The 23791-nt window shown below is 60.3% G+C and carries 18 protein-coding genes and 1 pseudogene; 11 read left to right on the top strand and 8 right to left on the bottom strand.

Annotated features, from left to right (window positions below; genetic code table 11):
- Positions 1-74 precede the first annotated feature (74 nt).
- Positions 75-524, top strand: a pseudogene (locus AD670_RS17905) (GNAT family N-acetyltransferase); the annotation flags it as partial.
- Here the strand turns inward: AD670_RS17905 and sfnG are convergent.
- Positions 520-1605, bottom strand: coding sequence for a dimethylsulfone monooxygenase SfnG (sfnG, locus tag AD670_RS17900; protein ID WP_032886892.1), 1086 nt, complete (start codon positions 1603-1605; stop codon positions 520-522). The pseudogene AD670_RS17905 and the gene sfnG overlap by 5 nt on opposite strands.
- Before the next feature lie 268 nt (positions 1606-1873).
- Between sfnG and AD670_RS17895 the strand changes: the two genes are divergently transcribed.
- A complete protein-coding gene (locus AD670_RS17895) occupies positions 1874-3112 on the top strand; it encodes an acyl-CoA dehydrogenase family protein (RefSeq protein WP_053135172.1) in 1239 nt (412 codons plus the stop codon).
- A 39-nt stretch (positions 3113-3151) separates the two neighbouring features.
- On the opposite strand, the gene AD670_RS17890 is transcribed toward AD670_RS17895, so the two are convergent.
- Positions 3152-3937 (bottom strand): sulfite exporter TauE/SafE family protein, encoded by a 786-nt coding sequence (locus tag AD670_RS17890; RefSeq protein WP_027606416.1) that lies wholly within the window; start codon positions 3935-3937, stop codon positions 3152-3154.
- A gap of 91 nt (positions 3938-4028) precedes the next feature.
- Positions 4029-4799: a class I SAM-dependent methyltransferase gene (locus AD670_RS17885; RefSeq protein ID WP_053135169.1), complete on the bottom strand. Its 771-nt coding sequence runs from the start codon at positions 4797-4799 to the stop codon at positions 4029-4031.
- Positions 4800-4936: 137 nt separating this feature from the next.
- Here AD670_RS17885 and AD670_RS17880 point away from each other — a divergent pair, with 137 nt between their 5' ends.
- The 3 genes from AD670_RS17880 (at position 4937) to AD670_RS17870 (ending at position 6826) form a co-directional block, all read left to right on the top strand.
- Positions 4937-5458 (top strand): DUF3455 domain-containing protein, encoded by a 522-nt coding sequence (locus AD670_RS17880; RefSeq protein WP_053135166.1) that lies wholly within the window; start codon positions 4937-4939, stop codon positions 5456-5458.
- Positions 5459-5624: 166 nt separating this feature from the next.
- Positions 5625-6155 carry a sigma-70 family RNA polymerase sigma factor gene (locus AD670_RS17875; protein WP_053135347.1) on the top strand — a complete coding sequence of 177 codons (531 nt, stop codon included), beginning with the start codon at positions 5625-5627 and terminating at the stop codon, positions 6153-6155.
- Positions 6152-6826 carry an anti-sigma factor domain-containing protein gene (locus AD670_RS17870; protein ID WP_053135163.1) on the top strand — a complete coding sequence of 225 codons (675 nt, stop codon included), beginning with the start codon at positions 6152-6154 and terminating at the stop codon, positions 6824-6826. The genes AD670_RS17875 and AD670_RS17870 overlap by 4 nt, the downstream gene beginning before the upstream one ends.
- On the opposite strand, the gene AD670_RS17865 is transcribed toward AD670_RS17870, so the two are convergent.
- A complete protein-coding gene (locus AD670_RS17865) occupies positions 6827-8128 on the bottom strand; it encodes an ATP-binding protein (protein ID WP_053135159.1) in 1302 nt (433 codons plus the stop codon).
- A 3-nt stretch (positions 8129-8131) separates the two neighbouring features.
- Positions 8132-8833, bottom strand: a complete 702-nt coding sequence (locus AD670_RS17860) for a response regulator transcription factor (protein ID WP_053135156.1) — start codon at positions 8831-8833, stop codon at positions 8132-8134.
- A gap of 171 nt (positions 8834-9004) precedes the next feature.
- Between AD670_RS17860 and AD670_RS17855 the strand changes: the two genes are divergently transcribed.
- The 6 genes from AD670_RS17855 (at position 9005) to AD670_RS17830 (ending at position 17026) form a co-directional block, all read left to right on the top strand.
- The gene (locus AD670_RS17855) at positions 9005-10162 is read left to right on the top strand and encodes an efflux RND transporter periplasmic adaptor subunit (RefSeq protein ID WP_053135153.1); all 1158 of its coding nucleotides are present in this window, start codon (positions 9005-9007) and stop codon (positions 10160-10162) included.
- Positions 10163-10174: 12 nt separating this feature from the next.
- Positions 10175-13264 (top strand): efflux RND transporter permease subunit, encoded by a 3090-nt coding sequence (locus tag AD670_RS17850; RefSeq protein ID WP_053135150.1) that lies wholly within the window; start codon positions 10175-10177, stop codon positions 13262-13264.
- Positions 13265-13362: 98 nt separating this feature from the next.
- Positions 13363-14004 carry a DUF1345 domain-containing protein gene (locus tag AD670_RS17845; protein WP_053135146.1) on the top strand — a complete coding sequence of 214 codons (642 nt, stop codon included), beginning with the start codon at positions 13363-13365 and terminating at the stop codon, positions 14002-14004.
- Positions 14005-14076: 72 nt separating this feature from the next.
- Entirely contained in the window at positions 14077-14916 is an 840-nt protein-coding gene (locus tag AD670_RS17840; RefSeq protein WP_053135144.1) for an AraC family transcriptional regulator, read from the top strand.
- Positions 14917-14969: 53 nt separating this feature from the next.
- A complete protein-coding gene (locus AD670_RS17835) occupies positions 14970-15575 on the top strand; it encodes a LysE family translocator (protein WP_053135141.1) in 606 nt (201 codons plus the stop codon).
- A gap of 116 nt (positions 15576-15691) precedes the next feature.
- Positions 15692-17026: a hypothetical protein gene (locus AD670_RS17830; protein WP_053135138.1), complete on the top strand. Its 1335-nt coding sequence runs from the start codon at positions 15692-15694 to the stop codon at positions 17024-17026.
- 72 nt (positions 17027-17098) lie between these two features.
- Here AD670_RS17830 and AD670_RS17825 read toward each other — a convergent pair whose 3' ends face one another.
- The 3 genes from AD670_RS17825 to AD670_RS31475 form a co-directional block, all read right to left on the bottom strand.
- The gene (locus AD670_RS17825; protein ID WP_053135135.1) at positions 17099-19330 is read right to left on the bottom strand and encodes an autotransporter outer membrane beta-barrel domain-containing protein; all 2232 of its coding nucleotides are present in this window, start codon (positions 19328-19330) and stop codon (positions 17099-17101) included.
- Positions 19331-19558: 228 nt separating this feature from the next.
- A complete protein-coding gene (locus AD670_RS17820) occupies positions 19559-21580 on the bottom strand; it encodes a hypothetical protein (RefSeq protein ID WP_053135132.1) in 2022 nt (673 codons plus the stop codon).
- 119 nt (positions 21581-21699) lie between these two features.
- Positions 21700-23685 carry a hypothetical protein gene (locus AD670_RS31475; RefSeq protein ID WP_172681495.1) on the bottom strand — a complete coding sequence of 662 codons (1986 nt, stop codon included), beginning with the start codon at positions 23683-23685 and terminating at the stop codon, positions 21700-21702.
- Positions 23686-23791: the final 106 nt, after the last annotated feature.

Here is a 23791-nt window from a genome sequence, read left to right as displayed (position 1 = left end):
GAACTCGACCTTTTCTATTAAGCACGATCTTTTAGAGAAGTCTCGTTTCGTTACGCAACTTTTACGGCGGTCATATGGCTCTTTTCTCTCGCGTTGCATTACCCGGTGATGTACCGGCATTAGTCGCATTGGAACACCAGTGTTTCAGCAGCGACCGGCTATCATCGCGCAGTTTTCACTGGATGATCGGCCGCGCCCATGGCCAGTTGCTGGTGGCGGAACAGGACGGGCAGTTGCTTGGTTACGCGCTGGTGCTGTTTCGCCGTCGCAGCCGGTTGGCGCGCCTGTATTCCATCGCCGTTGCCGACCACGCACGCGGCCTCGGACTGGGCAAACAGTTGCTCAGCCATGTCGAGGCCTGCGGGGTGACGCACGGGTGCGCGCACCTGCGCCTGGAGGTGCGCACCGACAACCCCGGTGCCTTGGCGCTGTATGAGCGCAATGGCTACCGGCGCTTCGCCGTGGTCAACGACTACTACGCAGACCACACCTCTGCCCTGCGCCTGGAAAAAACCTTGGTCAGGCCACCTGCTTGATCCCGGCCTTGGCTTCCAGCTCACGTACCAGCGGCAACACGCGCTTGCCGAAGTACTCCACTTCTTCCTGGAAGTGCAGGAAGCCCGCCAGTACCAGGTCCACGCCCACGGCCTTGAGCGCGACGATGCGCTCGGCAATCTGCTGCGGGGTGCCGATCAGGTTGGTCTTGAAGCCATCGTTGTACTGCACCAGGTCTTCAAAGCTGGACTTGGCCCAGTTGCCCTCGCCTTCGGGGGACGCCTTGCCGGCCTGCTTGGCCGCGTCGCCAAAGGCATTCACGGCTTCCGGGTCGGCCTTGTCGATGATCTCTGCGAGCACGGCGCGGGCTTCTTCCTCGGTGTCGCGGGCGATGATGAATGCATTTACACCGACCTTGACCGAATGGTTGTTCGCGGCAGCCTTGGTGCGAATGTCATCGACCTGGGCCTTGATACCTTCTGGAGTGTTGCCGTTGGTGAAATACCAGTCCGACACACGCGCCGCCATATCCCGCGCGGCCCGTGAACTGCCGCCCTGGAACACTTCCGGCTGGCCCAGCGGCTTGGGTTTGAGGGTGTAGTTGTTGAAACGGTAGAAGTCGCCCTTGAAGGTAAAGTCGTCCTGGGTCCAGATGCCTTTGAGGGCGCGGATGAACTCCTCGGAACGGCGATAGCGCTCGTCGTGCTCCAACCAGTGTTCACCGATGGCCTGGAACTCGCCCTTGAACCAGCCACTGACGATGTTCACCGCAATGCGGCCATTGGTGAGCTGGTCGATGGTCGCCAGTTGCTTGGCCGCCAGCGCCGGCTGCCACGGGCCGGGCAGGATCGCAGCGATGACCTTCAACTTGGTGGTCGCCGCCAGCAATGCATGGCTGAACGCCACGGATTCATGCTGGTTCTCGGCGCCGTAGCCGGCGGTGAAGCGGATCTGGGTCAGGCCGTATTCGAAGCCGGCTTCCTCGGCCAGTTGCGCCAGTTTGCGGTTGTAGTCAATGCCCCAGTGGGTGCGTTGTTCGATCTTGCTGACCACCAGCCCACCGCTGACGTTGGGCACCCAATAGGCAAATTTCACGGCTTGCTGACTCATCGAACGGTACCTCGCACTAAGGAATGTACTGAGGGGTTGAGCAGCAAGCGTGCCAGACGCGGACAAACGCCCGCGCCACAAGGGTTGCGACACGAATTCGGGGCTGGGAAGCGTGGAATGCCAATGTCAGGGATTGCAACGCTTTGTCGGTTTGCTGTTGCTGGAGCAACAGTAAACAGCGTGCATCCCCCCGTAAACATTGGGCCTGGCACCCGGCACGGAGTGTGCAATCACTCCCAGCACCGATCACTGCCCCGGAGCCTTGCTCATGACCGAACACCACGTTATCAACCCGCTGTCTGTCGGCGTCGACTACCCCACGCTGGCGGCACGCTTTCGTCCGATTTTCCAGCGCATCGCCGATGGCGCGGTGGAACGCGAGCAAACCCGCGCCCTGCCCCATGAGCCGATCCAGTGGCTCAAAGAGGCCGGCTTCGGCGCGGTGCGGGTGCCGGTGGAATATGGCGGTGGCGGTGCGTCGCTGCCGCAGTTGTTCGAACTGCTGATCGAACTGGCCGAGGCCGACTCCAACGTGCCCCAGGCCCTGCGCGGGCATTTCGCCTTTGCCGAAGACCGCCTGAATGCGCCGCCCAGTGCCGGCCGCGACCTGTGGTTCAAGCGCTTTGTCGACGGCGACATCGTCGGCTGCGCCTGGACTGAAATCGGCGGCGTGGCCATCGGCGACGTTGTCACCAAGGTCAGCCCGGACGGCGATCAGTGGAAACTCAACGGTGAAAAGTTCTACAGCACCGGCAGCATTTTCTCTGACTGGATCGACGTGTACGCCCAGCGCAGCGACACCGGCGGCGATGTGATCGCCGCCACCCGCGCGCGCCAACCCGGCGTGGTGCATAGCGATGACTGGGATGGCTTTGGCCAGCGCACCACGGGCAGCGGCACCTCGCGCTTTACCGATGCGGTGGTGGAGGCAGAAAACGTCATCGACTTTGCGACCCGCTTCAAATACCAGACCGCCTTCTACCAACTCGTACTGTTAGCCAGCCTCGCGGGTATCGGCCGTGCCGCGTTGCGCGATGTGGCTCACCAGGTGCGCAGCCGCAAGCGCATCTACAGCCACGGCAATGCCCAGCATGTCAGCCAGGATGCACAAATCCAGCAGGTGGTCGGCGAAGTCGCCGCCTTGGTCTACGCCGCTGAAGCCAGCGCGTTGAAGGCTGCGGTGCCAGCACAACGGGCGTACCTGGCGCGGTTCGGTGGGGATGAGGGTGTCGAGCGCGAAGCCAACGTGGCGGCCGAAATCGAGTCGGCCACAGCGCAGGTGGTGGTGTCGGAGCTGATCCAGCGCGCCACCAGTGAGTTGTTCAACGCACTGGGGGCCTCGGATGTGCGCCAGGGCAAGTCCCTGGACCGCCATTGGCGCAATGCGCGGACCGTGTCGTCACACAACCCGGTGATCTACAAGGCGCGGATCGTGGGGGACTGGGTGATAAACGGCACGGAGCCGCCGTTTGTGTGGCAGATCGGTAATGGCCCGGCGAAAGCCTGAGGCTGAGCGGGGTCAAAACTGTGGGAGGGGCGTATGCCGTTAGAAGGCCAATTTGTAGCCGATGGTCATCAACATGATCGCCAGGCACGGGCGCAGTACGCCGTCCGGGACTTTGCCGGTCATGTGGCTGCCGAAGTAAATACCCGGCAGCGACCCCATCAGCAGAAAGCCCAGCAGGTGCCAGTCCATATTGCCCATGCCGGCATGGCCCAGGCCCGCCACCAGGGTCAGGGGTACGGCGTGGGCGATCTCGGTGCCGACCAGGCGGCGCGTGGCCAGGAACGGATAGAGGATAAACAACGCGACCGTGCCGAGGGCGCCGGCGCCGATGGAGGTGAGCGCTACCATGGTCCCCAGCACCGCGCCGGTCACCACGGTCAGCGCATTCAGGTTGCGCGGGTTCATATGGTAGTGATCGCCCGCATGGCGCTGGGCGAACGCCAACAGGCGCTGCTTGAACAGGATCGCCAGGGCGGTCAGCAGCAGCACCACGCCGAGGGCCTGCTTGATCACCGCGTTCATGGCGCTGGGATCGGTGTGCAGGCTGGCGAGAAACCACAGGGTCAGCAACACCGCAGGCACGCTGCCCAGGGTCAGCCAGCCGGTGATGGTCCAGTCGATGTTCTTGTTCTTGCTGTGTACCAGCACGCCACCGGACTTGGTGATGGCGGCGTACAGCAGGTCAGTGCCCACGGCCGTGGCCGGGTTGATGCCGAACCACAACAGGATCGGGGTCATCAGCGACCCCCCGCCGACACCGGTCATCCCCACGATAAAACCAACGATCAGGCCCGCAATTACAAAACCAAAGTTACCCACTTCCATCAAAGCTACCTGCGGCCTTATAAAATTCTGGCCGCAGGATAGCGATTTTTCTTATAACGACTTATATCAATATGATCTGACTTTATGCCTTTTATGGCAGTCGCCGGCAGACATAGGCTTGCGTCTGATAAGGAAAGGCTACCGTGTCGCGGCCCTTCAGCGCCGGGTGGGTGGCGATCAAGCCACGTAACTGTTCGGTCACAAGGGCTTTTTCAGCCTCGGGCAATGCGGCAATAAAGCTCACGGAGAGGAAGCGATCCATGATCACTTCCTGGGGACTGCCTACGTGGCTATAGGGGAAGCACGTCATTGCGGGGTCGGAAAAGTACTCGCCGTTGAACGCTTCGCGCCAACGCCCGGAGTGAAAACGCGGGGTGTCGCCCTCGTAGGGCATAATGATCGCGGTGATGGCCGCCACCCAATCCACCGACTCATCACGCACATTCCACACCAGCCCAAGGCGCCCTTCGGGCTTGAGCACGCGATGGATTTCCGCCAGCGCAGCCTGGGTGGAGAACCAGTGGAAGGCTTGCGCACAGACCACCGCGTCAGCGCTGGCGGTTTCCAGGGGAATGGCGTCGGCGGTGCCGTTGACCAGGCGCACATCCGGCAGCAGCCGGGTCAACTGCGCGCCCATCGCCTGCACCGGTTCGACAGCGATCAACGTCGGCGCCAGGGTGCTGAGCAGGCGCGTGAACTTGCCGGTGCCGGCGCCCAGGTCGACGACTAATGAATGTGCATCGACGCCGAGTACATCCGTGAGCCAGCCGGTGAGTTGCCGGGGATAATTCGGCCGACCTTGTGCGTAGGTAGCGGCCTGAGTAGAGAAACCTTGTTGAGCAGACGCGTGAACACCAGTCATTGCCAATCTCTCCTCGGGTAAAGCGGGGGCACAGTGTGCGCCTTCAATCATTTATTTTCTAATCGCTGCATCCAATCGTGCGCGTCATGGGTAGTCCCTTCAGTAACCCCGCTGTTTGACTGAATGGAGAACTACCCATGAACGCTAAAGCCCTGCTCTGCTTCACCGGTTTGCTCATCGCCAGCCCCGCCGCCTTCGCCCAGGCCGGCTTGCCCGACAGCATCAAGGTGCCGGATGGCCACAAGGTGGCACTGGAAACCACCGGCATCGGCGAAATCACCTACGAGTGCCGCGACAAGGCCAACGCCGCCGGCCAGACCGAATGGACCTTCGTCGGTCCCAAGGCCGTGCTGAATGACCGCAGCGGCAAACAAGTGGGCACCTACTTCGGCCCACCGGCAACCTGGCAGGCCAAGGACGGCTCGAAAATCACCGGCACCCAACTCGCCGTAGCCCCCTCGGGTGCGGGTAACCTGCCCTATCAACTGGTCAAGGCCAACCCGGCCGAAGGCAAGGGCGCGATGAGCGGTGTGAGTTACATCCAGCGGGTTGCGCTCAAAGGTGGCGTGGCACCGAGCACCGAGTGCACCACCGCCAACAAGGGCAAGCAGGAAGTGGTGAAGTACCAGGCCGACTACATTTTCTGGGCGGCCAACTGAGCAAACTGCGCTACGCTGCTCCACTGTAGGAGCCGGCTTGCCGGCGATGGGCGTCAACGATAACGCGGGGCACCAGCATAAACGCGGTGCCTTTGCGTTTTTCGCCGGCAAGCCGGCTCCTACAGAGGGGTGGTTATCGTTATTACAGGGGTGGAAGTACGTGGCCTTGCCTGACGCCCATTTTGATTATGAAGCCTGCCTATCGGCCTGTGCCCGTGGCGAGCAACGTGCCCTGCGCCAGCTGTATGAGCAGGACAGCAGCCGTTTGCTCGGTGTGGCGTTGCGCATCGTGCGGGACAAAGCCCTGGCCGAAGACGTCGTGCATGACGCGTTTATGAAGATCTGGCACGGCGCCGGCAGTTTCGACCCGTCGCGCGGTTCGGCGCGGGGTTGGGTGTTCAGTGTGACCCGGCACCTGGCCCTCAACCACGTGCGCAACCACCATCGCGAGGTGGCACTGGGCGAGGAACATGAACAGCTCGCCGCGCCTCACGACACCTTTGAATTCCCCGCACGCGCAGGCTTGATGCACACCTGCCTGCAACAACTCGACCCGGCCCGTCGCAACTGCATCCTGCATGCCTATGTCGACGGTTATTCCCACAGCGAAATCGCGTCGAGACTGGGCACCCCGCTGGGGACCGTCAAGGCCTGGATCAAACGTAGCCTCGCCGCGCTGCGGGAGTGCATGGCATGAACGAAACACTCGACGAACTGGCCAGCGAATACGTACTGGGCACCCTGCCGGCCGAACAGCGCGCCGAGGTGGAACAACGCCTCCCGCACGATGCGCAATTGCGTGCGGCGGTGGACGCCTGGGAGCAGCGCCTGTTCCCCCTCACAGTGCTGGCAGAACCGGTGCCGCCCTCCGCTGAACTGTGGCGGCGGATCCAGCGCAACCTCGCCCCTGCGCAACCCCGCGAAGGGTGGTGGAACCTGCTGGCGTTGTGGCGGGGCCTGGCGGGTGCGGGGCTGGTGACGACGCTGGTGCTGGCGGCCTTGTTGCTGACCCGCCCTCCGGCCCTGGCCCCCAGCTTTGTGGTGGTGCTGGTGGCGCCGCAAAACCAGGCACCGGGCTGGGTGATCCAGGCCAGCAATAATCAGCAGATCCAGTTGATTCCATTGGGCGTGATGGAAGTGCCAGCGGACAAGGCCTTGCAGTTCTGGACCAAGGGCGATGGCTGGCAAGGCCCGGTGTCCCTGGGGCTGGTCAAGCCGGGACAAACCCTCTCGGTGCCGCTGGACAAACTGCCGCCGCTGGCGCCCAACCAGTTGTTCGAACTGACCCTGGAAGACCCACGTGGCTCGCCCACCGGTAAACCCACAGGGCCGATCCAGGCGATCGGCCGTGCGGTCAAGGTGCTCTGATCAGGCGACGTTAGGCAGCCACACCCGGAACCGCGCGCCACCCAACGGCGAGGCCAGTGCCGTCAGGGTGCCGCCCTGGGCTTCCATGGCGCGCCGGCTGATCGCCAGGCCCAGGCCAAAGCCACCCGTGGCGCGGTCGCGGCTGCGGTCGAGGCGGTAGAACGGCTCGAAGATGCGCTCACGCTGGTCCAACGGAATGCCGATGCCATCGTCATCCACCCAGATTTCACAGCCTTTGGCGCAGACCTTGACCCCCACCTGAATGCGCTTTTCGCAGTAGCGCGTGGCGTTGCGCAGCAGGTTCTGCAAGGCGCGGGCGGTCAGGCGTGGGTCGAGGCTGACGCGCTCCACGGTGCAATCAAGGGCCACATCAATGACGATCTCGGGGTTTTCCAGTTCGTCATCGACGCTGCCCAGCACGCTGTCGATAAACTCATCGAGCACCACTTCCACGCGCTCCGGCAGTTGCGCCGGGTTTTGCAGGCGACTGTAGGACAGCAACTCCAGCACCAATTCATCCAGCTCACGAATATGCGCCACCAGGCCATGCAGGCGTTCGCGACTGGCCTCTGGCAAGTCTTCCGACAACGCCAGGGCCAGGCCGAAATCCAGGCGCGTGAGCGGTGTGCGCAGTTCATGGGAGACCGCGTTGAGCAGATCGCGCTGCTGGTTGAGGAGGTGTTCGATGTCGTCGGCCATGGTGTCAAACACCGCCGCCAGGCTGCCGATGTTGGAGCTGGACGGGATCTGTGTACGCTCGGCCAGGTTGCCCTTGCCCAGTTGCGTAGCGGTGCTTTTCAGGCGTTCGAGATCGCGCCAGTGCGGGCGCAGCCAGAACAGCAGGCAGGCCAGCAACGCCGCACCGATCAGCACGTTCATCGACCAGTACAACAGGTTCATGTCCAGCGGGTCCGGCGGAACGGTGAGCTTGACCACGAACTGCTCGTTGAGCGGCGAGCTGATGTCCTCCATCCAGCCCCACTCCCCCAGGTGAATCACCGGCTTGCCCTGCTCCAGCAGTTTCGCTTCCTGCGCGGTGTAGCTGGCGTCCTGGCGCAACAGCAATTGCACTTTGAGGGGCGCGAAGTCACTGCCCAGTTGCTCGGTCACCTGGGACCAGCGCTCCACCGGCGCGCGCAGGTACTGCTTGACGATCAGCTTCTGCATGCCCCGTGACTGCTCGACGTTGTAGTCCAGGTAGCGGTGCTCGAACAGTTGGATCACCAGCTTGGGAATCAGGAAGATCGCCGCGCTGTAGGTGACGATGGTGATCAGGTAAAGACGCAGCAGCACACGAAACATCGATCAGCATTCCCACTCGGAACGGCTGAACAGGTAGCCCTTGCCCCATACGGTCTTGATCTTGCGCGCTTCACCGGCGTGGTCGTCGAACTTGCGGCGCAGCTTGGAGATGGCCACGTCCACCGAACGGTCGGTGCCGTTGAACTCGATACCGCGCAGGCGTTGCAGGATCTGGTCGCGGCTGAGCACTTCGCCGGCATGCCGGGCCAGCACCACCAGCAGGTTGTATTCGCCACTGGACAACTCCACCGCCTGCTCGCGCCAGGTCACGGTGCGTTCCGACAGGTCGATGCACAGGTTGCCCATCAGGATCTGGTCGCTGGCCACCTGAGGCTCGGACAGACTGCTGCGCCGCAGCAAAGTGCGCACCCGCGCCAGCAGCACGCGCGGCTCGCAGGGCTTGGTGACATAGTCGTCGGCGCCCATTTCCAGGCCCAGCACCTGGTCGTGACTGTCATCGCGGGCGGTAAGCATCAGGATCGGCAGGCCCGCCGAGTCGGCGCGCAACAGGCGGCACACTTGCAGGCCGTCGAGGCCGGGCAGCATCAGGTCGAGGATCACCAGGTCCGGCGGGTTGAGGCGCGCGCGTTCACGGACGTGGTCGCCCCGGCTGAGCACGCTGACGTGGTAGCCATTGCGTTCCAGGTAGCTGGCAATCAGCTCGGAGAGTGCGGCGTCGTCTTCCACCAGGAGGATGTTGGGCATGGTGTTTCCAAATAATGCGGTTCGTTGATGTGTTGCAGGATTGTGCAAGGATATACGCCCTCGGCGCCCCGCGCGCCGCACCTTACATTTCTTCACAGACGACCTACACAGCTTCACAGCACCGCGACGCAGGTGCCCTTAGGATGCGCCAGTCAATATTGGGATAAGAGCATGTCGAAGAATCTGTTTGCGCCATTTTGCCTGTTGGCCCTGACGCTGGCCCTGAGTGCCTGTGACAAATCCGCCGCGCAAGCGCCGGAAGTGCCCCTGGCCAAAGTGCGCATCGAAACCCTTGAGGCCAAGCCTCTCTCCATCACCAGCGAGTTGAGCGGGCGTATCGCCGCGCCGCGCATCGCCGAAGTGCGCGCACGGGTCGCCGGGGTGGTGATGCAACGGGTGTTCAAGGAAGGCCATGACGTCAAACAGGGCGATGTGTTGTTTCGCATCGACCCGGCACCGTTCAAGGCTGACCTGGACAGTGCCCAGGCCAACCTGAGCAAGGCCGAGGCCAATGCGTTCCAGGCGCGCCTGCAAGAGCAGCGCTACAGCCAATTGGTAGAAGGCAACGCCATCAGCGGCCAGGACTACGACAACGCCCGCGCCGCCGTGCGCCAGACCAACGCCGAAGTCGCCGCCAACAAGGCCGCCGTCGAGCGCGCCAGGTTGAACCTGGGCTACGCCACCGTGACCGCGCCGATTTCCGGGCGCATCGGCCGCGCCCTGGTGACCGAAGGGGCACTGGTGGGCCAGAACGAAGCCACGCCCCTGGCGATCATCCAGCAACTGGACCCGATCCACGCCGACCTCACCCAGTCCACCCGCGAGCTCAACGACCTGCGCCGCGCCTTCCGCGCCGGCAGCTTGAAGCAGGTCGGCCAGGACCAGGCCAAGGCCACGTTGATCCAGGACGATGGCAGCCTCTACCCGCTGCCGGGCAAGTTGCTGTTCGCCGAGATCAGCGTCGACCCGGGCACCGGGCAGATCATCCTGCGCAGCGAGTTCCCCAACCCGGACCTCGACCTGTTGCCCGGCAGCTTCGTGCGGGTACGCCTGGAGCAGGCTGTCGACAAACAAGGCATCAGCGTGCCGCAACGCGCCATCACCCGCGACAGCGCCGGCATCCCCATGGTGTTGCTGCTGGACGCCGAGCAGACCGTCAGCCAGCAGCCGGTAGAACTGGGGGCGGTCATCAATGACCGTTGGGTCGTCAGCCACGGCCTCAAGCCCGGCGACCGTATCGTCGTCGAAGGCCTGCAGCACGCGCGCCCCGGTGAAAAAGTCCAGGTCGATGACAGCCCCACGTCCCTCGCCCAGGCTTCCGGCCAATAAGGATCATTGACAATGCCGCAGTTCTTTATTGACCGCCCGATCTTCGCCTGGGTGGTCGCCCTGTTTATCCTGCTGGCCGGCTTGTTGGCCATCCCGCAATTGCCGGTGGCCCAGTACCCCAACGTTGCGCCGCCGAAGGTGGAAATCTACGCGGTGTACCCAGGCGCCTCGGCCCAGACCCTTGATGAAAGCGTGGTCAGCCTGATCGAGCAGGAGCTCAACGGCGCCGATCACCTGCTGTATTTCGAATCCCAGAGCAGCCTCGGCTCGGCGACGATTACCGCCACGTTCCAACCCGGCACCAACCCGGAAATGGCCCAGGTCGATGTGCAAAACCGCCTCAAGGCGGTGGAGCCGCGCCTGCCCCAGGCCGTGACCCAGCAAGGTTTGCAGGTGGAGAAAGTCTCCGCCGGCTTCCTGCTGCTGGTGACCCTCACCTCCAGTGACGGCAAGCTCGACGACGTGGCGCTCAGCGATTACCTGGCACGCAACGTGATGAACGAGCTCAAGCGCCTGGACGGGGTGGGCAAGGCGCAGTTGTACGGTGCCGAACGCGCCATGCGCATCTGGATCGACCCGCAGAAGCTGATCGGTTTCAACCTCACACCGGCCGACGTGAATGCCGCGATCAGCGCGCAGAACGCCCAGGTCTCCGCTGGCAGCATCGGCGATTTGCCGGGCACCAAGACCCAGGAAATCACGGCGGCGATCCTGGTCAAGGGCCAGCTGTCCACGCCGGCGGAGTTCGCTGACATTGTGCTCAAGGCCAACCCGGACGGCTCCACCGTACGCATCGGCGATGTGGCGCGAGTTGAAATCGGCAGCCAGGAATACCAGTTCTCCACGCGCCTGAACGGCAAGCCGTCCACCGCCGTCAGCGTGCAACTGGCACCGGGCGCAAATGCGCTGAACACCGCGACCCTGGTGCGGGCGAAGATGGATGAACTGTCGCGCTATTTCCCGGCCAATGTGGAGTACAAGATCCCGTACGACACCTCGCCGTTCGTCAAGGTCTCGATCACCAAGGTGGTCTATACCCTGCTCGAAGCGATGGCGCTGGTGTTTGCGGTGATGTTCCTGTTCCTGCAGAACGTGCGCTACACGCTGATCCCGACGCTGGTGGTGCCGATCGCGCTGATGGGCACCTTCGCCACCATGCTGTTGCTGGGCTTCTCGATCAACGTGCTGACCATGTTCGGCATGGTGCTGGCCATCGGTATCTTGGTGGATGACGCCATCGTGGTGGTGGAGAACGTCGAGCGGATCATGGTCACCGAGGGCCTGTCGCCCAAGGAGGCGACGAAGAAAGCCATGGGCCAGATCACCGGTGCCATCATCGGTATTACCCTGGTGCTGGTGGCGGTGTTCCTGCCGATGGCGTTCATGGCCGGCTCGGTGGGGGTGATCTACCAGCAGTTCTCGCTGTCGATGGCCACCTCAATCCTGTTCTCGGCGTTCCTTGCCCTGACGCTGACCCCGGCCCTGTGCGCCACCTTGCTCAAACCGATCGCCAAGGGCGAGCACCATGCCAAGGGCGGGTTCTTCGGCTGGTTCAACAAACGCTTCGAGCAACTCAGCGACCGCTACGAGGGTTGGGTGGCCTATGCCCTCAAGCGCAGCGGGCGATACCTGCTGATCTACCTGGTGCTGCTGGTGGGCCTGGGGCTGATGTTCAGTCGCCTGCCTTCCTCGTTCCTGCCGGTGGAAGACCAGGGCTACACCATCACTGACATCCAGCTGCCGCCGGGTGCGAGCAAGAACCGCACGGTGCAGGTGGCCGAGCAGATCGAAGCGCACAACGCCGAGGAACCGGGGGTGGGTGACACCACCATGATCATGGGCTTCAGCTTCTCCGGCTCCGGGCAAAACGCCGCGCTGGCGTTTACTACGCTCAAGGACTGGTCGGAACGCGGCGGCGATGACTCCGCCGCCTCGATTGCCGACCGCGCCAACATGGCCTTCAGCGAGCTCAAGGACGCGATCGCCTATGCGGTCCTGCCGCCTCCCGTAGATGGCCTGGGCACCTCCAGCGGTTTCGAGTTCCGCCTGCAGGACCGTGGCGGTGTTGGCCATGCGGCGTTGATGGCGGCACGTACCGAGTTGCTCGCCGCGGCCGAAAAAAGCCCGATCCTGGCCAACGTGCGCGAAAGTGCCCTGGCCGAGGCGCCGCAAGTGCAGTTGGAAGTCGACCGCAAGCAGGCCAACGCGCTGGGCGTCTCGTTTGCCGATGTGGGCAATGTGCTGTCTTCAGCTATCGGTTCGGCCTATATCAACGACTTCCCCAACCAGGGCCGCATGCAGCGCGTGGTGGTTCAGGCCGAAGGCGATCAGCGCAGCCAGGTGGCGGATTTGATGAAAATCAACGTGCGCAACAAGTCCGGGGAGATGGTGCCGCTGTCGGCGTTTGTGGTCGCCAGATGGACCCAGGGCCCGGCGCAACTGACGCGGTATAACGGCTACCCCGCCATCGCGATTTCCGGCGAGGCGGCACCGGGGCATAGCACCGGCGAGGCGATGGAAGAAATCCAGCGCCTGGTCAGCCAACTGCCGGCGGGGCTGGGCCAGGAGTGGACCGGGTTGTCGTTGCAGGAACGCCTGTCCGGCGCCCAGGCCCCGATCCTGCTGGGCCTGTCGTTGCTGATCGTGTTCCTGTGCCTGGCGGCGCTGTATGAGAGCTGGTCGATCCCGACGTCGGTGTTGCTGGTGGTGCCGTTGGGCGTGCTCGGCGCGGTGCTGGCGGTGACTTTGCGCGGCATGCCCAACGATGTGTTTTTCAAGGTCGGCCTGATCACCATCATCGGCTTGTCGGCGAAGAACGCGATCCTGATCATCGAGTTCGCCAAGGACCTGTATGACCAGGGCGAAGACCTGATCGACGCCACCCTGAAAGCCGCACGGCTCCGGTTGCGGCCGATCATCATGACCTCGCTGGCGTTTATCCTCGGCGTGGTGCCATTGGCGATTGCCACCGGTGCCAGTTCGGCGAGCCAGCAGGCGATTGGTACCGGGGTAATCGGCGGGATGATCACCGCGACCCTGGCGGTGGTGTTTGTGCCGGTGTTCTTTGTGGTGGTCATGAAGCTGGTGCGCAAAAAGCGCTAAGGCTTTTTGGGGGACACTGTAACTGTGGCGAGCGGGCTTGCCCCGCTCGCCACAAAAAATGCGCTAAGGTGCTCACAGGTAACCCTCTGTGAGCCGCCATGCCCTTCCTCGCCCGCACCCACCCTCGCCTCTCCGCCGCCGCCGTACTCGGCCTTGCCGTGGGCATCCTGGCACCGGCCGACACCCTCGCCAGCAAAATCCTCATCGGCTGGAACGCCGGGGTCTGGACCTACCTGGTACTGATGCTGTGGTTGACCAGCCGTGCCAGGGCCGATGATGTAAAGCGCATCGCCGAAATCGAGGATGAGAACGCCGGGCTGGTGCTGTTCACGGTGTGCATCGCCGCCATCGCGAGCCTGGCCACCATCACCTTCGAACTGGTGGGCAGCAAAGACCTGGCCACTTCCGAGCGCCTGCTGCACTACGGGTTTACCGGGCTGACGGTGATCGGTTCATGGCTGTTGATCGGGGTGATTTTCAGCGTGCATTACGCCCGCCTGTATTACACCTGGAATGGCAAGGAGCCGGCGTTGCGGTTTGCCGAAGGGCTGTTGACGCCGAACTACTGGGACTTCCTGTATTTCTCCTTCACCATCGGCGTGGCGGTGCAAACCTCTGACGTCGGCGTCGCCACGCGCGGCATGCGCAAGGTGGTGCTGGGGCAGTCGCTGATCGGCTTTTTGTTCAATACGGCGATCCTGGGGTTCTCGATCAACATCGCCGCCGGGCTGTTCGGCTAGGCTGCACAAACCTTCTAGACGCTCAGGTGTCGGTGGGCGCTAATACCCTTACACATTCCGTCTCGGTGGTTTATGGCCGCGCACAATTGGATCGATCTGTCCCAAGACGCCGACACCGGCATCGAGACCCTGCGCGCGCATTTCGAGGGCCACGCTTACGACCCGCACTGGCATGACAGCTACCTGATCGGCGTCACCGAACAAGGCGTGCAGCAGTTCAACTGCCGTCGCACCCGGCACAACAGCGTGCCCGGCCAGGTATTCCTGGTGGAGCCTGGTGAATTGCATGACGGCGACGCGCCCACGGCAGACGGTTTTACCTACCACATGCTGTACCTCGACCCGCAGTGGCTGGCGCGGGAAGTGAGTGCGGTGTTCGAAGAGGCGCCGCTCAACAGCCAACTGGGTTTTGCCACGACCTTGACCAGCGATCCACGCCTGGCCATCGCCACCAGCCAGGCGTTCCAGACGCTGCACAGCGGTGAAGTGCGCATCGTGCGCCAGCGTGCCATGGACCAATTGCTGGAGCGCCTCACCGGTCACCTGGCGTGGCGCGCGCGCTACCGTGACGATCCACGCTTGCCACTGGTCGCCCATAAGGCCCGCGAATACCTGCATGCCCACTTGCATCAAGACGTCGGCATGGACGAACTGGCCGTAGCCTGTGGCGTCGACCGCTTCCGCCTGACCCGCGCGTTCAAGAGCGCCTTCGGCCTGCCGCCGCATGCCTACCTCGTACAACTGCGCTTGGCCCGTGCCCGGCATTTGTTGGCCAAGGGCGAGCAACCGGCGGATATGGCGATTGCCCTGGGCTTTGCCGATCAAAGTCACCTGGGCCGCTGGTTCGTGCGCGCCTACGGCATGACACCGGCCGCGTACCGCAAGCGCTGCTCAAATCTTCCAGACAGTTAACGCACAGGCTTGTGAGGATGGACGCCACTGAATGATTCACTGGAGTCCCCAGCATGTCCTCCCCGTTACTGCCCTTCCTGTTATTTGCCTTCATTGCCTCCATCACCCCCGGCCCCACCAATATCCTGGTGCTGAGCAACAGCGCGCGTTATGGCCTGCGGGCAGCACTCCCGATCATCCTCGGAGCCTGTGCCGGTGCGGCCGGGATTGTGTTGGCGGTGGGTTCAGGCCTCGGTGAATCATTGATCCACCTGCCGCGCGTGCAAACCGCCATGCAATGGGTCGGCGTCACCTGGCTGAGCTACCTGGCCTGGCAGATCTTCAGCGCACCGGCCCGCGCCGTCGAGACCGATACTGCACACAGGCGCCTGGGCATGATCGGTGCGGCCGGCCTGCAACTGGTCAACCCCAAGACGTGGATGATGGCGTTGGCGGTGGTCAGCGTGTTCGCCGGGCAGGGAGAGGGGCGTCAGGCGCATGTGCTGAGCCTGTCGATAGTGTTTTTCCTGGTCTCTTTGCCGTGCCTCGGGGTATGGGCAGTGCTGGGGGCTGGGTCTGGCCGGATGCTGGCGTCCGCGAGAGCGATGCAGCGGCTAAATCAGGTGATGGCGATCTTACTGCTGGTTGCTGCGTGGATCGGCGTACTGCCACGGGGATAAAAGCGACGAATGGCTAGTGGAACCTGTGAGTTTTGACAGTTGTGCACTGTCGCCGTGTGGCGCTGAATAAAGCCACTCACGCCGTGTCAACAATTGACGAACCGGGGAGATTACTCGTGGTGCTACAACCGACTAGCAATAATCTGGTTAGAAATGGCAACTTTGCCAATCACGGGACCTATTGGAGTGCGACAGCCACCGCTCCCGGCCGAGTCGATTTCTCACGCCAACACTGCATCATCACGGCCACCGGGCAAGCCGAGCAGGACCTGGCCGTTTCCGACGCCACCACCTACACCTTCAGCGTATTTACGCTGATCACCTACAACGGTAAGGGTTCAGCCCAGCTTGTATTCCAACCCTCGGGAACGACCGAATCCATCGTGCTGGACGGTAATCATGGCTGGTTGCGCAATGAGACATCCGTCAATACGCCTGCCGGCACCACGGGTGTCACCGTAAAACTGGTCGGCGATGCCGGGGATGTCTGGTTCGATAACGTGAGGCTGGTGGAAGAGGAAGGCACGATCATTCCCATCGAGTTGGTCAGCAATGGTGATTTCGCCGAAGACAGAAAGGATTGGATTCTGACGGCAACGCCTCCTGGAACTGTCTCGATCCATGACAACAGGTGCGTGGCCAACCATGGTGGCCACATTGAGCAGGTGATTACCGTCACGCCAGGACAAACCTACGATTTTTCCATTGATGCAATGACCCCCTCAGGCGGTCATGGATTTGCCATATTCGACTTCGCCCCGGACAACGCACCGCAGATTGAACTTCGCGGCGACGGCGGCTGGGACACTTACACTCATTCGTTGACGATTCCGGAAGGAATACCGGAGTTCACGCTGCGCGTGATTGCCGCAACCTTCCTTGAGGTCGATAACCTATCACTGAAAACGGCGGTCGCTCGGAAAACCAAAACAAGCCTGTCCAGTGCACGCTCTGATCACCCACACGTATACAGCCCAGCGCAGGAGAACCGCATCATGACCACTGCAACAGCTCAAAAAACCGCACACCGGAAAGCCCACGAGAAATATTTCCAAGGTTCGATTGGAGACGAGGTTTTCAAGGCGAACTACGTAACGCACACGCTCATGAATAGGAGTAGGAGTAGGAATACGGACATGTATTGGCTACTGGAGGGAACCCAGAAAGCTGAAAACTCGACAAACAAAACAGTGATTGTTTTCAAATACCTCTACGACCGTGAAAAGCTGCCGTCAGGCCGATACACGCTGAAGGAAGATGAGAGAGAAAGCCGGTTTTCGGTCATCATCATGCGATTGGGTAACGCCAATGTGCCGGCCTATACGGCAGAACGTGGCACCGTTGAGTTCTTCCATGACGACGACACGAACCATACGCATGGCGCCTTGGATGTCTACTTTACAAACGCTCAGGGCGCTGAAGTTCGTGTACAGATACTGTTCAGCGAGTAGGCAGCATTCACTCAAGCAAACGCCCCGGATCCGGGGCGTTTGCTTATCGACATGAACACATCGCCACAGGCGTTACCAGGTATAACGCAACCCCACATTCACACCCCACGGCTGATCCACGTTTTTACCCTGACCATAATCAAAATCGCCATGTAACTGCAGATTTTTCGACATCGTCACCGCGATCCCTGCGCCAAACTCAGCACGTGAACCCGACAGATCGTTGTTGAAGGTATGGTTGTTGACGGACACCTTGTTGTTTTTAGCAAACTCATGCGCCAGCGCCGCACGCAGGTAGGGCTGAACCACACTGCCGTTATCCAACACAAAGTCACGGCCTACGGTCACCCCTAACTTGCCCAATACCGAGTTCGCTTGATCGCCCTTGGCCTTCATTTGGTTGTCCAAGGTGTAGCTTTTACCCTGCACGGCAACCACCGAGGCGTGCGCAAAAGGCTCGATGAAAAAATCATCGTCGAGCTTGATATGCTTGCCGACTTCCGCAGATACACCCAGCGCGTTGGTACTGTAGCTACCTTTGGCTTTGGCGCCATCGCTTAAACCGACGGTGGAATGACTGTTCAGCCGGTTCAGCTTGGCCACACCGTCGAAGTAGTAACCGCTTTCCTCATCCAGCCAGGTTGCATACAAACCGGCGTAGTAACTCTTGATATTCCCCGAGGTGCCTCGATTGAGATCCAGGTCAGAGTCGCTATGGCCCGCCATCACCCCCAGCAACCATTGGCTGTCGTCCAATTGCGCATCGGCCCCCAAGGAGAAACCGCGCTGGGTTTGCGTATATCCGCCCCCAGCAGTCCCTGCCACTTCATACTTGTTGCCATAGCTGCGAATCCAGCCCCCTGCCTCGCCGCCGTTATACCGCAGCTCACCCATGCGGCTACGCAATGAGGCCATTTCGCCGTACCACACGGTAGGTGCCGCGTTGAACAAGGCCAGTACGGAACGTGTGCCAGGGCTCACGGTGCGCTGGTTCGGGTCCAGGTACCAATCGTTGCCCACCTGTGCAAGCCCGTAGGACCATGCGCCTACATCGACCGCATCGCCCACCAGGGAGAACTGCGCATCACCCCCGCCGGTATGCACGATACGAATATTCGAGGGATCGTCTGGTTCCGCGCCGCTGCTGGCGATCAACAGCGAATGGGCGCCTGTTGCGTTACCGGAAATGTTCAGAAAATCGGTCCGGCCAGTGGCAAAGTCGGTGCCCATGACAAAGATGCCTTGCCCGGACAGGCTCTCCAGATCCAACTGGTAGAACGCTGCGTCGTCACCAAACTTGACGACGCCATCGGCCAGGCTCAGCGCCCCGACCTGGCTGTCCCCGGTGAGGTTCCAGAACGAGTTGGCACCGATTTGCAGGCTGGATACGTTCTGCAGGCGACCGGTCAACGAGGCAAAATTGTTCAGTTTCAAATGCGCAGTGCTGCCCGTCTCGACGATGACGTTGCCTTCAAGTTGACTGTTGAGGACATTCATATTGGCCGTCGAGCCACCGGTGACTTCCAGCAACGAACCATTGCCGCCGATCAAGGTAGACCCGTTGCGCACCTCAATGTCAGCAGTCGCTGCCACTCCCCTGTTCGCCTGCACCAGCAATGCAGAACCGGTCTGGCCGTGAACGCGTGTCTGATCCAGAACCAGCGTATTGGAACCAGGTGCGGTTCTATCAGCCGACAATTCAATACCGTTGAGGCCACCGGTAATCGTGCTTTGATGGGCCATGGCCGTAGCACTTTGCATGCGCAGGCCGTAGCTGTTCGCGCCAGTCCCCAACAGCTGGCTACGGTCCAGTTGCAGCAGGCTATTGCCGGTGACGGAAGCGGCGCCAATCTCTCCGGCAATGGAGCTGCCGATGACAGTCGCGGTGGAGCCAGCGGTATCTGTCGAATAGCGGCTGACAATCAGGCCAATACCTGCATCGCTGGACACCACACTGTCCGTGACCAAAGCACTGCTGCTCAACAACGTCAGCGCGCTGTCAGACGCCATGATTTTACTGTCGCCAACCGTGACATTCGAGCCGCCTTGAACGTGTAAGACGCCGAACACCTCACTGCCGTTAGTCATATTGACAGTGGAGTTATGGGCATGCACATCCAGCGTAGCGCCTTCAACAACGTTCAGCGTGGCATTGACCAGTTGGTAATCGTCCACCAGATCAGCATGCCCGACGTTCTCAGTGGCATTTTCAACAAGTTTGGCCTGAACATGCGGCGTTAACAGCAACAAGGTGAAAAAAGAAGGCAAATGAAAAAACGTTGCCAAGGGTTTTAACTTAAACATTGAATTGATACTCACGACACACCACTCATTCCACAGACATTCCACAACGGAACTGTTCGGCCTATTTCCAGAGCGTTGGAACCAGGCCAGTCAAGGCCGGCAAATTACCTATCGGCGTTAACGTGGTATGTAGGATTTATCCGCGAGATCCATGCGGTAGGTGTGCGCAAGCTTGGAACCGTCAGCATCAAAACAGTGAGGGGGCGTAAGCCCCCTCGATAAACGCGATCAGTCGTCGGGGTCCTCCAGGACAGGCATATCCTCGCAGAACTGTCCTCCCAGGTTGGCAAAGCGCGTTGTCGTGAAACCTCGCTGGGATTTCACTGGCCCCTCGCCCGGCACATCGACGAAGTAGTGAATATCCACCGAGTTACGGCCGCAAGGCCTGACGACGGTGGCATAGGGGCCGATCTTCATATTGAACCCATTGGCGACCATGTCTGGCGTGAGGGGGTCCGAGATAAACTCAAACGGGTCACCCAACGGCGTCGTGCCCGCCGCATTGCTGAAGATCTGCCACTCAACCCTGATTCGCTCGAACTCCCTGAAATAAACCGTGTTGCCCGGAATCCTGATCACCGCTTCGCGCGTCACCAACTCAAGGTCGGTACAGGCCATGGGGGTCGTGGCCTTTCTAAAGGTAGGCGCCTCCAAAATGACCTTATTGGCGCGCACGTCCACGAGTCGCGAGGGGGATTTCTGGACGTTGCCATTGGTCTCCCAACTCAAGGTATAGAACACGGAAATCAAACCGTTATTGACATCCCGGATATCCTCCCACTCCACATCGAACGTCAGCGTTGCGCCCGGGCCTTCTGTCGACAGCGTTTTAGCCTCCAATGGATGGGCCAGGTCGCCCCAATACGGCGTAATGGTGATGCCAGGGGCCGGTAATGGCACGTCCCAAAGCACAATCGTCAGCGTGGCGTCCTCGCCGAAGTCCCCCGGCAGCAACACGTTCTCCTCATCCGGATCGGTGACCCCAACCACCGTCACCAGATTGAGCAGATCGTTCTCTTCCTCCTCACTTGGGTCAGGGCCTGGGGCCGAGAGGTCGACCAGGAATGAGGCTTCCGGTGCGTTGGTCTCAGCGCCGTTACGGTCGACGACGTAATTGATGACCGTGGGCTGCTCACCCGTGGAGCCTGCATACTCATTGAAAATGGCCTCTGTCGGAATGGGCAGAAGCAATGGAAAAGGCAGGTACAGGCTGACGTCAAAACGCATCGCCGGCTGGGAGCCATATTGCAATTCAATGACATCCGTTGGCAGGTCATTGTCGTACTTGCGGATAATGGCATGCACGCCATCGGGGTTCTGCGCATCCGTCAAGTCAATCAGACCATCCGCAGGTTGAGGTGCCAAGTCCACTTCCGCAGCCAAAGGCACAGGGTCTGCAACCACTTTGACCGATACGTGCGCCGGGGTTGAGTCCCTACTGGAGTTTTCAGCCAAGTCTGTATAGACGCAAAACAGGTAATAATCCCCTCCCTTGCTGAAGTCCAGCTGGTCCCATTCCAGGGTGAACGACAATGCATCGGTCACGGGAAAGGTATCAATGGGCTCAGCGTACAACTGCGAGGACGAGTAGCGTCCAAAATACACCGCGATACTGTCATCTGGTTTGCGACCTTTCGCTGGATAGTCAGGATAGGTGCAGACCAGGCCGTCCGGATTCGCGTCAATCACTTGCTGGTTGATTTCACCCGCGCTGATCACGAAGTCCGGTAGCACAGGCGCTAGCGGGTACTCACGACCGTACGGTGGTTCGTGATCCACTTCCAGCAGCGCTGGGTCGGACTCGGTTGGCGTACTCTCTCCCTCCCAGACGATATAGCCGACCTCATGCTCTCCAGGGGTCAAGCGTGACACCGGGAGATCTCTGACGATCGGATCATCGGGAGACGGGTCCCCTGGTCGGTTGAACGTAATTCTATAGAGACGTGCGCCCCAGCCCGTTACCCCCCTGCCGCGCATATGAACGTCCACGAAATCCTCAGCAGGATTCAAACCCAGCCCGGAAACGTCGATGGTAATGGGCAGGGGTTTTCTAGAGTTGTCGTAGGAAATCAACCCATTGGCGTTCAGCGTGTCAAATTCGGGGGCATCCAACACCAGAATCCCTGCGCCACGCTCGGCCCGATACTTACGTGCAGCCGCACGTGAAGCGAGTGCGGCCTTTTGTTTTTGCGCGGCAGTCTTCCCGGACTTTTTTTTGCCGACTGCCTGTTGGTTCGTCAACGTCGTCATGTGTCTTCTCCGTTCTTACATCGACCATAGTGTTACAACCAAACAGGCTTTCCGTAGGGACTACTGTCGTGCGCGACTACACCTGAGAACACCTGTATTTCATCAACGATTCAGCTTTATTAATCCGGACCATCTCCGCCGGGGCCGCACCACAACGACCCTCTGCGCCGATCAATTTTCACATAGCGAATCCGCGAACGCCCGATCACACGGGTGCCACGCATCAACGTATATTCAACGGAAGCAGAACTACCTGGGCTGTGCGGGTCGGGAGACTTGATGGGTTGGACTTTCTCCGCATAGTTGTCCTGGCGAAACTCATAGCCAGTGCCTGCATATTCGTCGCTCAGGATTGTTTCCAACACATCCCCGGTGCCAGCAATAGGTCGCGTACCGCCGAACTCTTCGTAACCTTGCCAACTTAAAACCAACTTGTCGCCGGGTTTCATGATTGCGTTATGCAGTACCTTCAACGGAATGTAGTTCCAGATACGCGGCTCCGAAAGACAATGGAGATAGTTACGATTATCGGCGCTTGGAAACTCAACATTGGCTAAAGTCACAGGAGGGGTAATATCGAGCGTCGCCTCTGAGAAATTGGCCAGTTGTTCATTCACGCCGTTATAGGCCGTATAAAAAACCGCTAACTTGTCATGACTTGCAAGCCCCTCAAAGACCGCCCAAGGAATATCCGAAAACTCAATTAACTTACCACCTGTATCGTCCGCTGCAGCATTGACTACGTAGCTGGCAACCGGTTTGCTGGTATCGGGAAACTCACCCAAATACAACTCCAGCAATTCACCCGTCAGCGGCGAGTTGTAAAGTTCAACACGCGCATAGATACGTTTATCCTTATCACGAAGGTCAATATAGTTTTCGGTCTGCGAGCCTTCACCGAATAACCTCGCTTTATGATAAGTACGATTGAGCAGCGCGGGCGCCTCGGGATTCGGGTCGCCCGCAGTGTTGAAGTTCCAGTGAAACGAGGTACCTGGACTGGGTGGCGACGGTGCCCCTTCCGGTCCCCGGGTCACATGATAAACCGCGAAATCGGAGCCTGGGCCTTCACCGGAAGCAATCAGCACACTCCAGGGAATCGGAATCGTCGTGGAGCTTTGGCTAACGCGATGGGGCGTAATAAGGGTTTTGCCCCACCTTAAGTGAATAAAGTCGTTCACTTCCCAATTATCATATTCGACACGAACTACTACACCCAAACGCGCGTCATTGAGGGAAATCAGCCCATCGAGCATCGACGGGATGACCGGTGCCTTCAACCTGATGGGTGAAGGAATCAAGTCCACAAGAACGGGTTCCTGAGTGGATCGGGGACCACGGTTGCCGGAGCGGTCTTCCAGTTTAATATGCACATACTGAGTGCCATTTGGAAACTTTCGGAATACCACCCCAGGAATAGGTACTATTAACGGTGTGTCTTCAAAAGGAAACTCTACATAGCCATCTGGCGCACTGTCAGGCGGCGGTGAACCTTCAGACACATAGTAATAAATCCGATCAAATGAGCGGCGACCGTTATAGGCAGGCACGACAATATCGACCGTAGAGTGTGTGGAGAGGTAAGTCTCATTGATCAGCCCGGTAGGTAAACCAGGCGCGGGCGCTGCTACATTGTTATTTGGCGGTAAGGTATCGAGATGGAGTATACGGACATCAGAGGGTGAGACAGTCCCGGTGTGATCTTCAATGCTATAAAACAGCTCGACGCGACCATCCACCAGATAGTCTCGCGAAATCGGGATTCTGAAAGGAAATTCCAAATCGATGGGGCCGCCCAAACGCTCTCTATAGGGCGGGATGCCATGACCTCCATCACGGTTCCAATGAAGTGTCAGTATGTCGAACGCACTTTCATCCGGGGCGGCATCCGGCCACAGTTCCGGGATCACGACTACCAGATCAGTCGCAAGATGCTCATGGGGTACATACCCATCCAGAATGGGTGGTTCCACGTTATCAAGTACTGGGATTTCAAGATCTGCCAATCCAGAAGCGTTTCGGCGTACTGGCCGACGCGGTTTACTGCCGGGAACCTTCATATCTCCTCCTAGCCTTAACGCCTGGTACTGATAAGTGATGACCATGACAAGAATCTAACGCCCATTTAGCGCTGGTGAATACTGTCAGAACTCACAGGTAGGGATACCCGTTCATCGGATTCCCTAAGCTCCGGTTCTTGACCTGATCAAT

Origin of the sequence: Pseudomonas sp. MIACH (genome assembly GCF_001269925.1) — a bacterium.
GTDB lineage: Bacteria > Pseudomonadota > Gammaproteobacteria > Pseudomonadales > Pseudomonadaceae > Aquipseudomonas.
Note: the sequence above shows the minus strand (reverse complement) of the source record. Positions and strands in the feature narration are given on the sequence as shown.

What these genes read in the sequence shown, in the direction of transcription:
- sfnG (WP_032886892.1), bottom strand. Translation starts at nt 1,605, where the DNA reads ATGAGTCAGCAAGCCGTGAAATTTGCCTATTGGGTGCCCAACGTCAGC.
- AD670_RS17895 (WP_053135172.1), top strand. Translation starts at nt 1,874, where the DNA reads ATGACCGAACACCACGTTATCAACCCGCTGTCTGTCGGCGTCGACTAC.
- AD670_RS17890 (WP_027606416.1), bottom strand. Translation starts at nt 3,937, where the DNA reads ATGGAAGTGGGTAACTTTGGTTTTGTAATTGCGGGCCTGATCGTTGGT.
- AD670_RS17885 (WP_053135169.1), bottom strand. Translation starts at nt 4,799, where the DNA reads ATGACTGGTGTTCACGCGTCTGCTCAACAAGGTTTCTCTACTCAGGCC.
- AD670_RS17880 (WP_053135166.1), top strand. Translation starts at nt 4,937, where the DNA reads ATGAACGCTAAAGCCCTGCTCTGCTTCACCGGTTTGCTCATCGCCAGC.
- AD670_RS17870 (WP_053135163.1), top strand. Translation starts at nt 6,152, where the DNA reads ATGAACGAAACACTCGACGAACTGGCCAGCGAATACGTACTGGGCACC.
- AD670_RS17865 (WP_053135159.1), bottom strand. Translation starts at nt 8,128, where the DNA reads ATGTTTCGTGTGCTGCTGCGTCTTTACCTGATCACCATCGTCACCTAC.
- AD670_RS17860 (WP_053135156.1), bottom strand. Translation starts at nt 8,833, where the DNA reads ATGCCCAACATCCTCCTGGTGGAAGACGACGCCGCACTCTCCGAGCTG.
- AD670_RS17855 (WP_053135153.1), top strand. Translation starts at nt 9,005, where the DNA reads ATGTCGAAGAATCTGTTTGCGCCATTTTGCCTGTTGGCCCTGACGCTG.
- AD670_RS17850 (WP_053135150.1), top strand. Translation starts at nt 10,175, where the DNA reads ATGCCGCAGTTCTTTATTGACCGCCCGATCTTCGCCTGGGTGGTCGCC.
- AD670_RS17845 (WP_053135146.1), top strand. Translation starts at nt 13,363, where the DNA reads ATGCCCTTCCTCGCCCGCACCCACCCTCGCCTCTCCGCCGCCGCCGTA.
- AD670_RS17840 (WP_053135144.1), top strand. Translation starts at nt 14,077, where the DNA reads ATGGCCGCGCACAATTGGATCGATCTGTCCCAAGACGCCGACACCGGC.
- AD670_RS17835 (WP_053135141.1), top strand. Translation starts at nt 14,970, where the DNA reads ATGTCCTCCCCGTTACTGCCCTTCCTGTTATTTGCCTTCATTGCCTCC.
- AD670_RS17825 (WP_053135135.1), bottom strand. Translation starts at nt 19,330, where the DNA reads ATGTTTAAGTTAAAACCCTTGGCAACGTTTTTTCATTTGCCTTCTTTT.
- AD670_RS17820 (WP_053135132.1), bottom strand. Translation starts at nt 21,580, where the DNA reads ATGACGACGTTGACGAACCAACAGGCAGTCGGCAAAAAAAAGTCCGGG.
- AD670_RS31475 (WP_172681495.1), bottom strand. Translation starts at nt 23,685, where the DNA reads ATGGTCATCACTTATCAGTACCAGGCGTTAAGGCTAGGAGGAGATATG.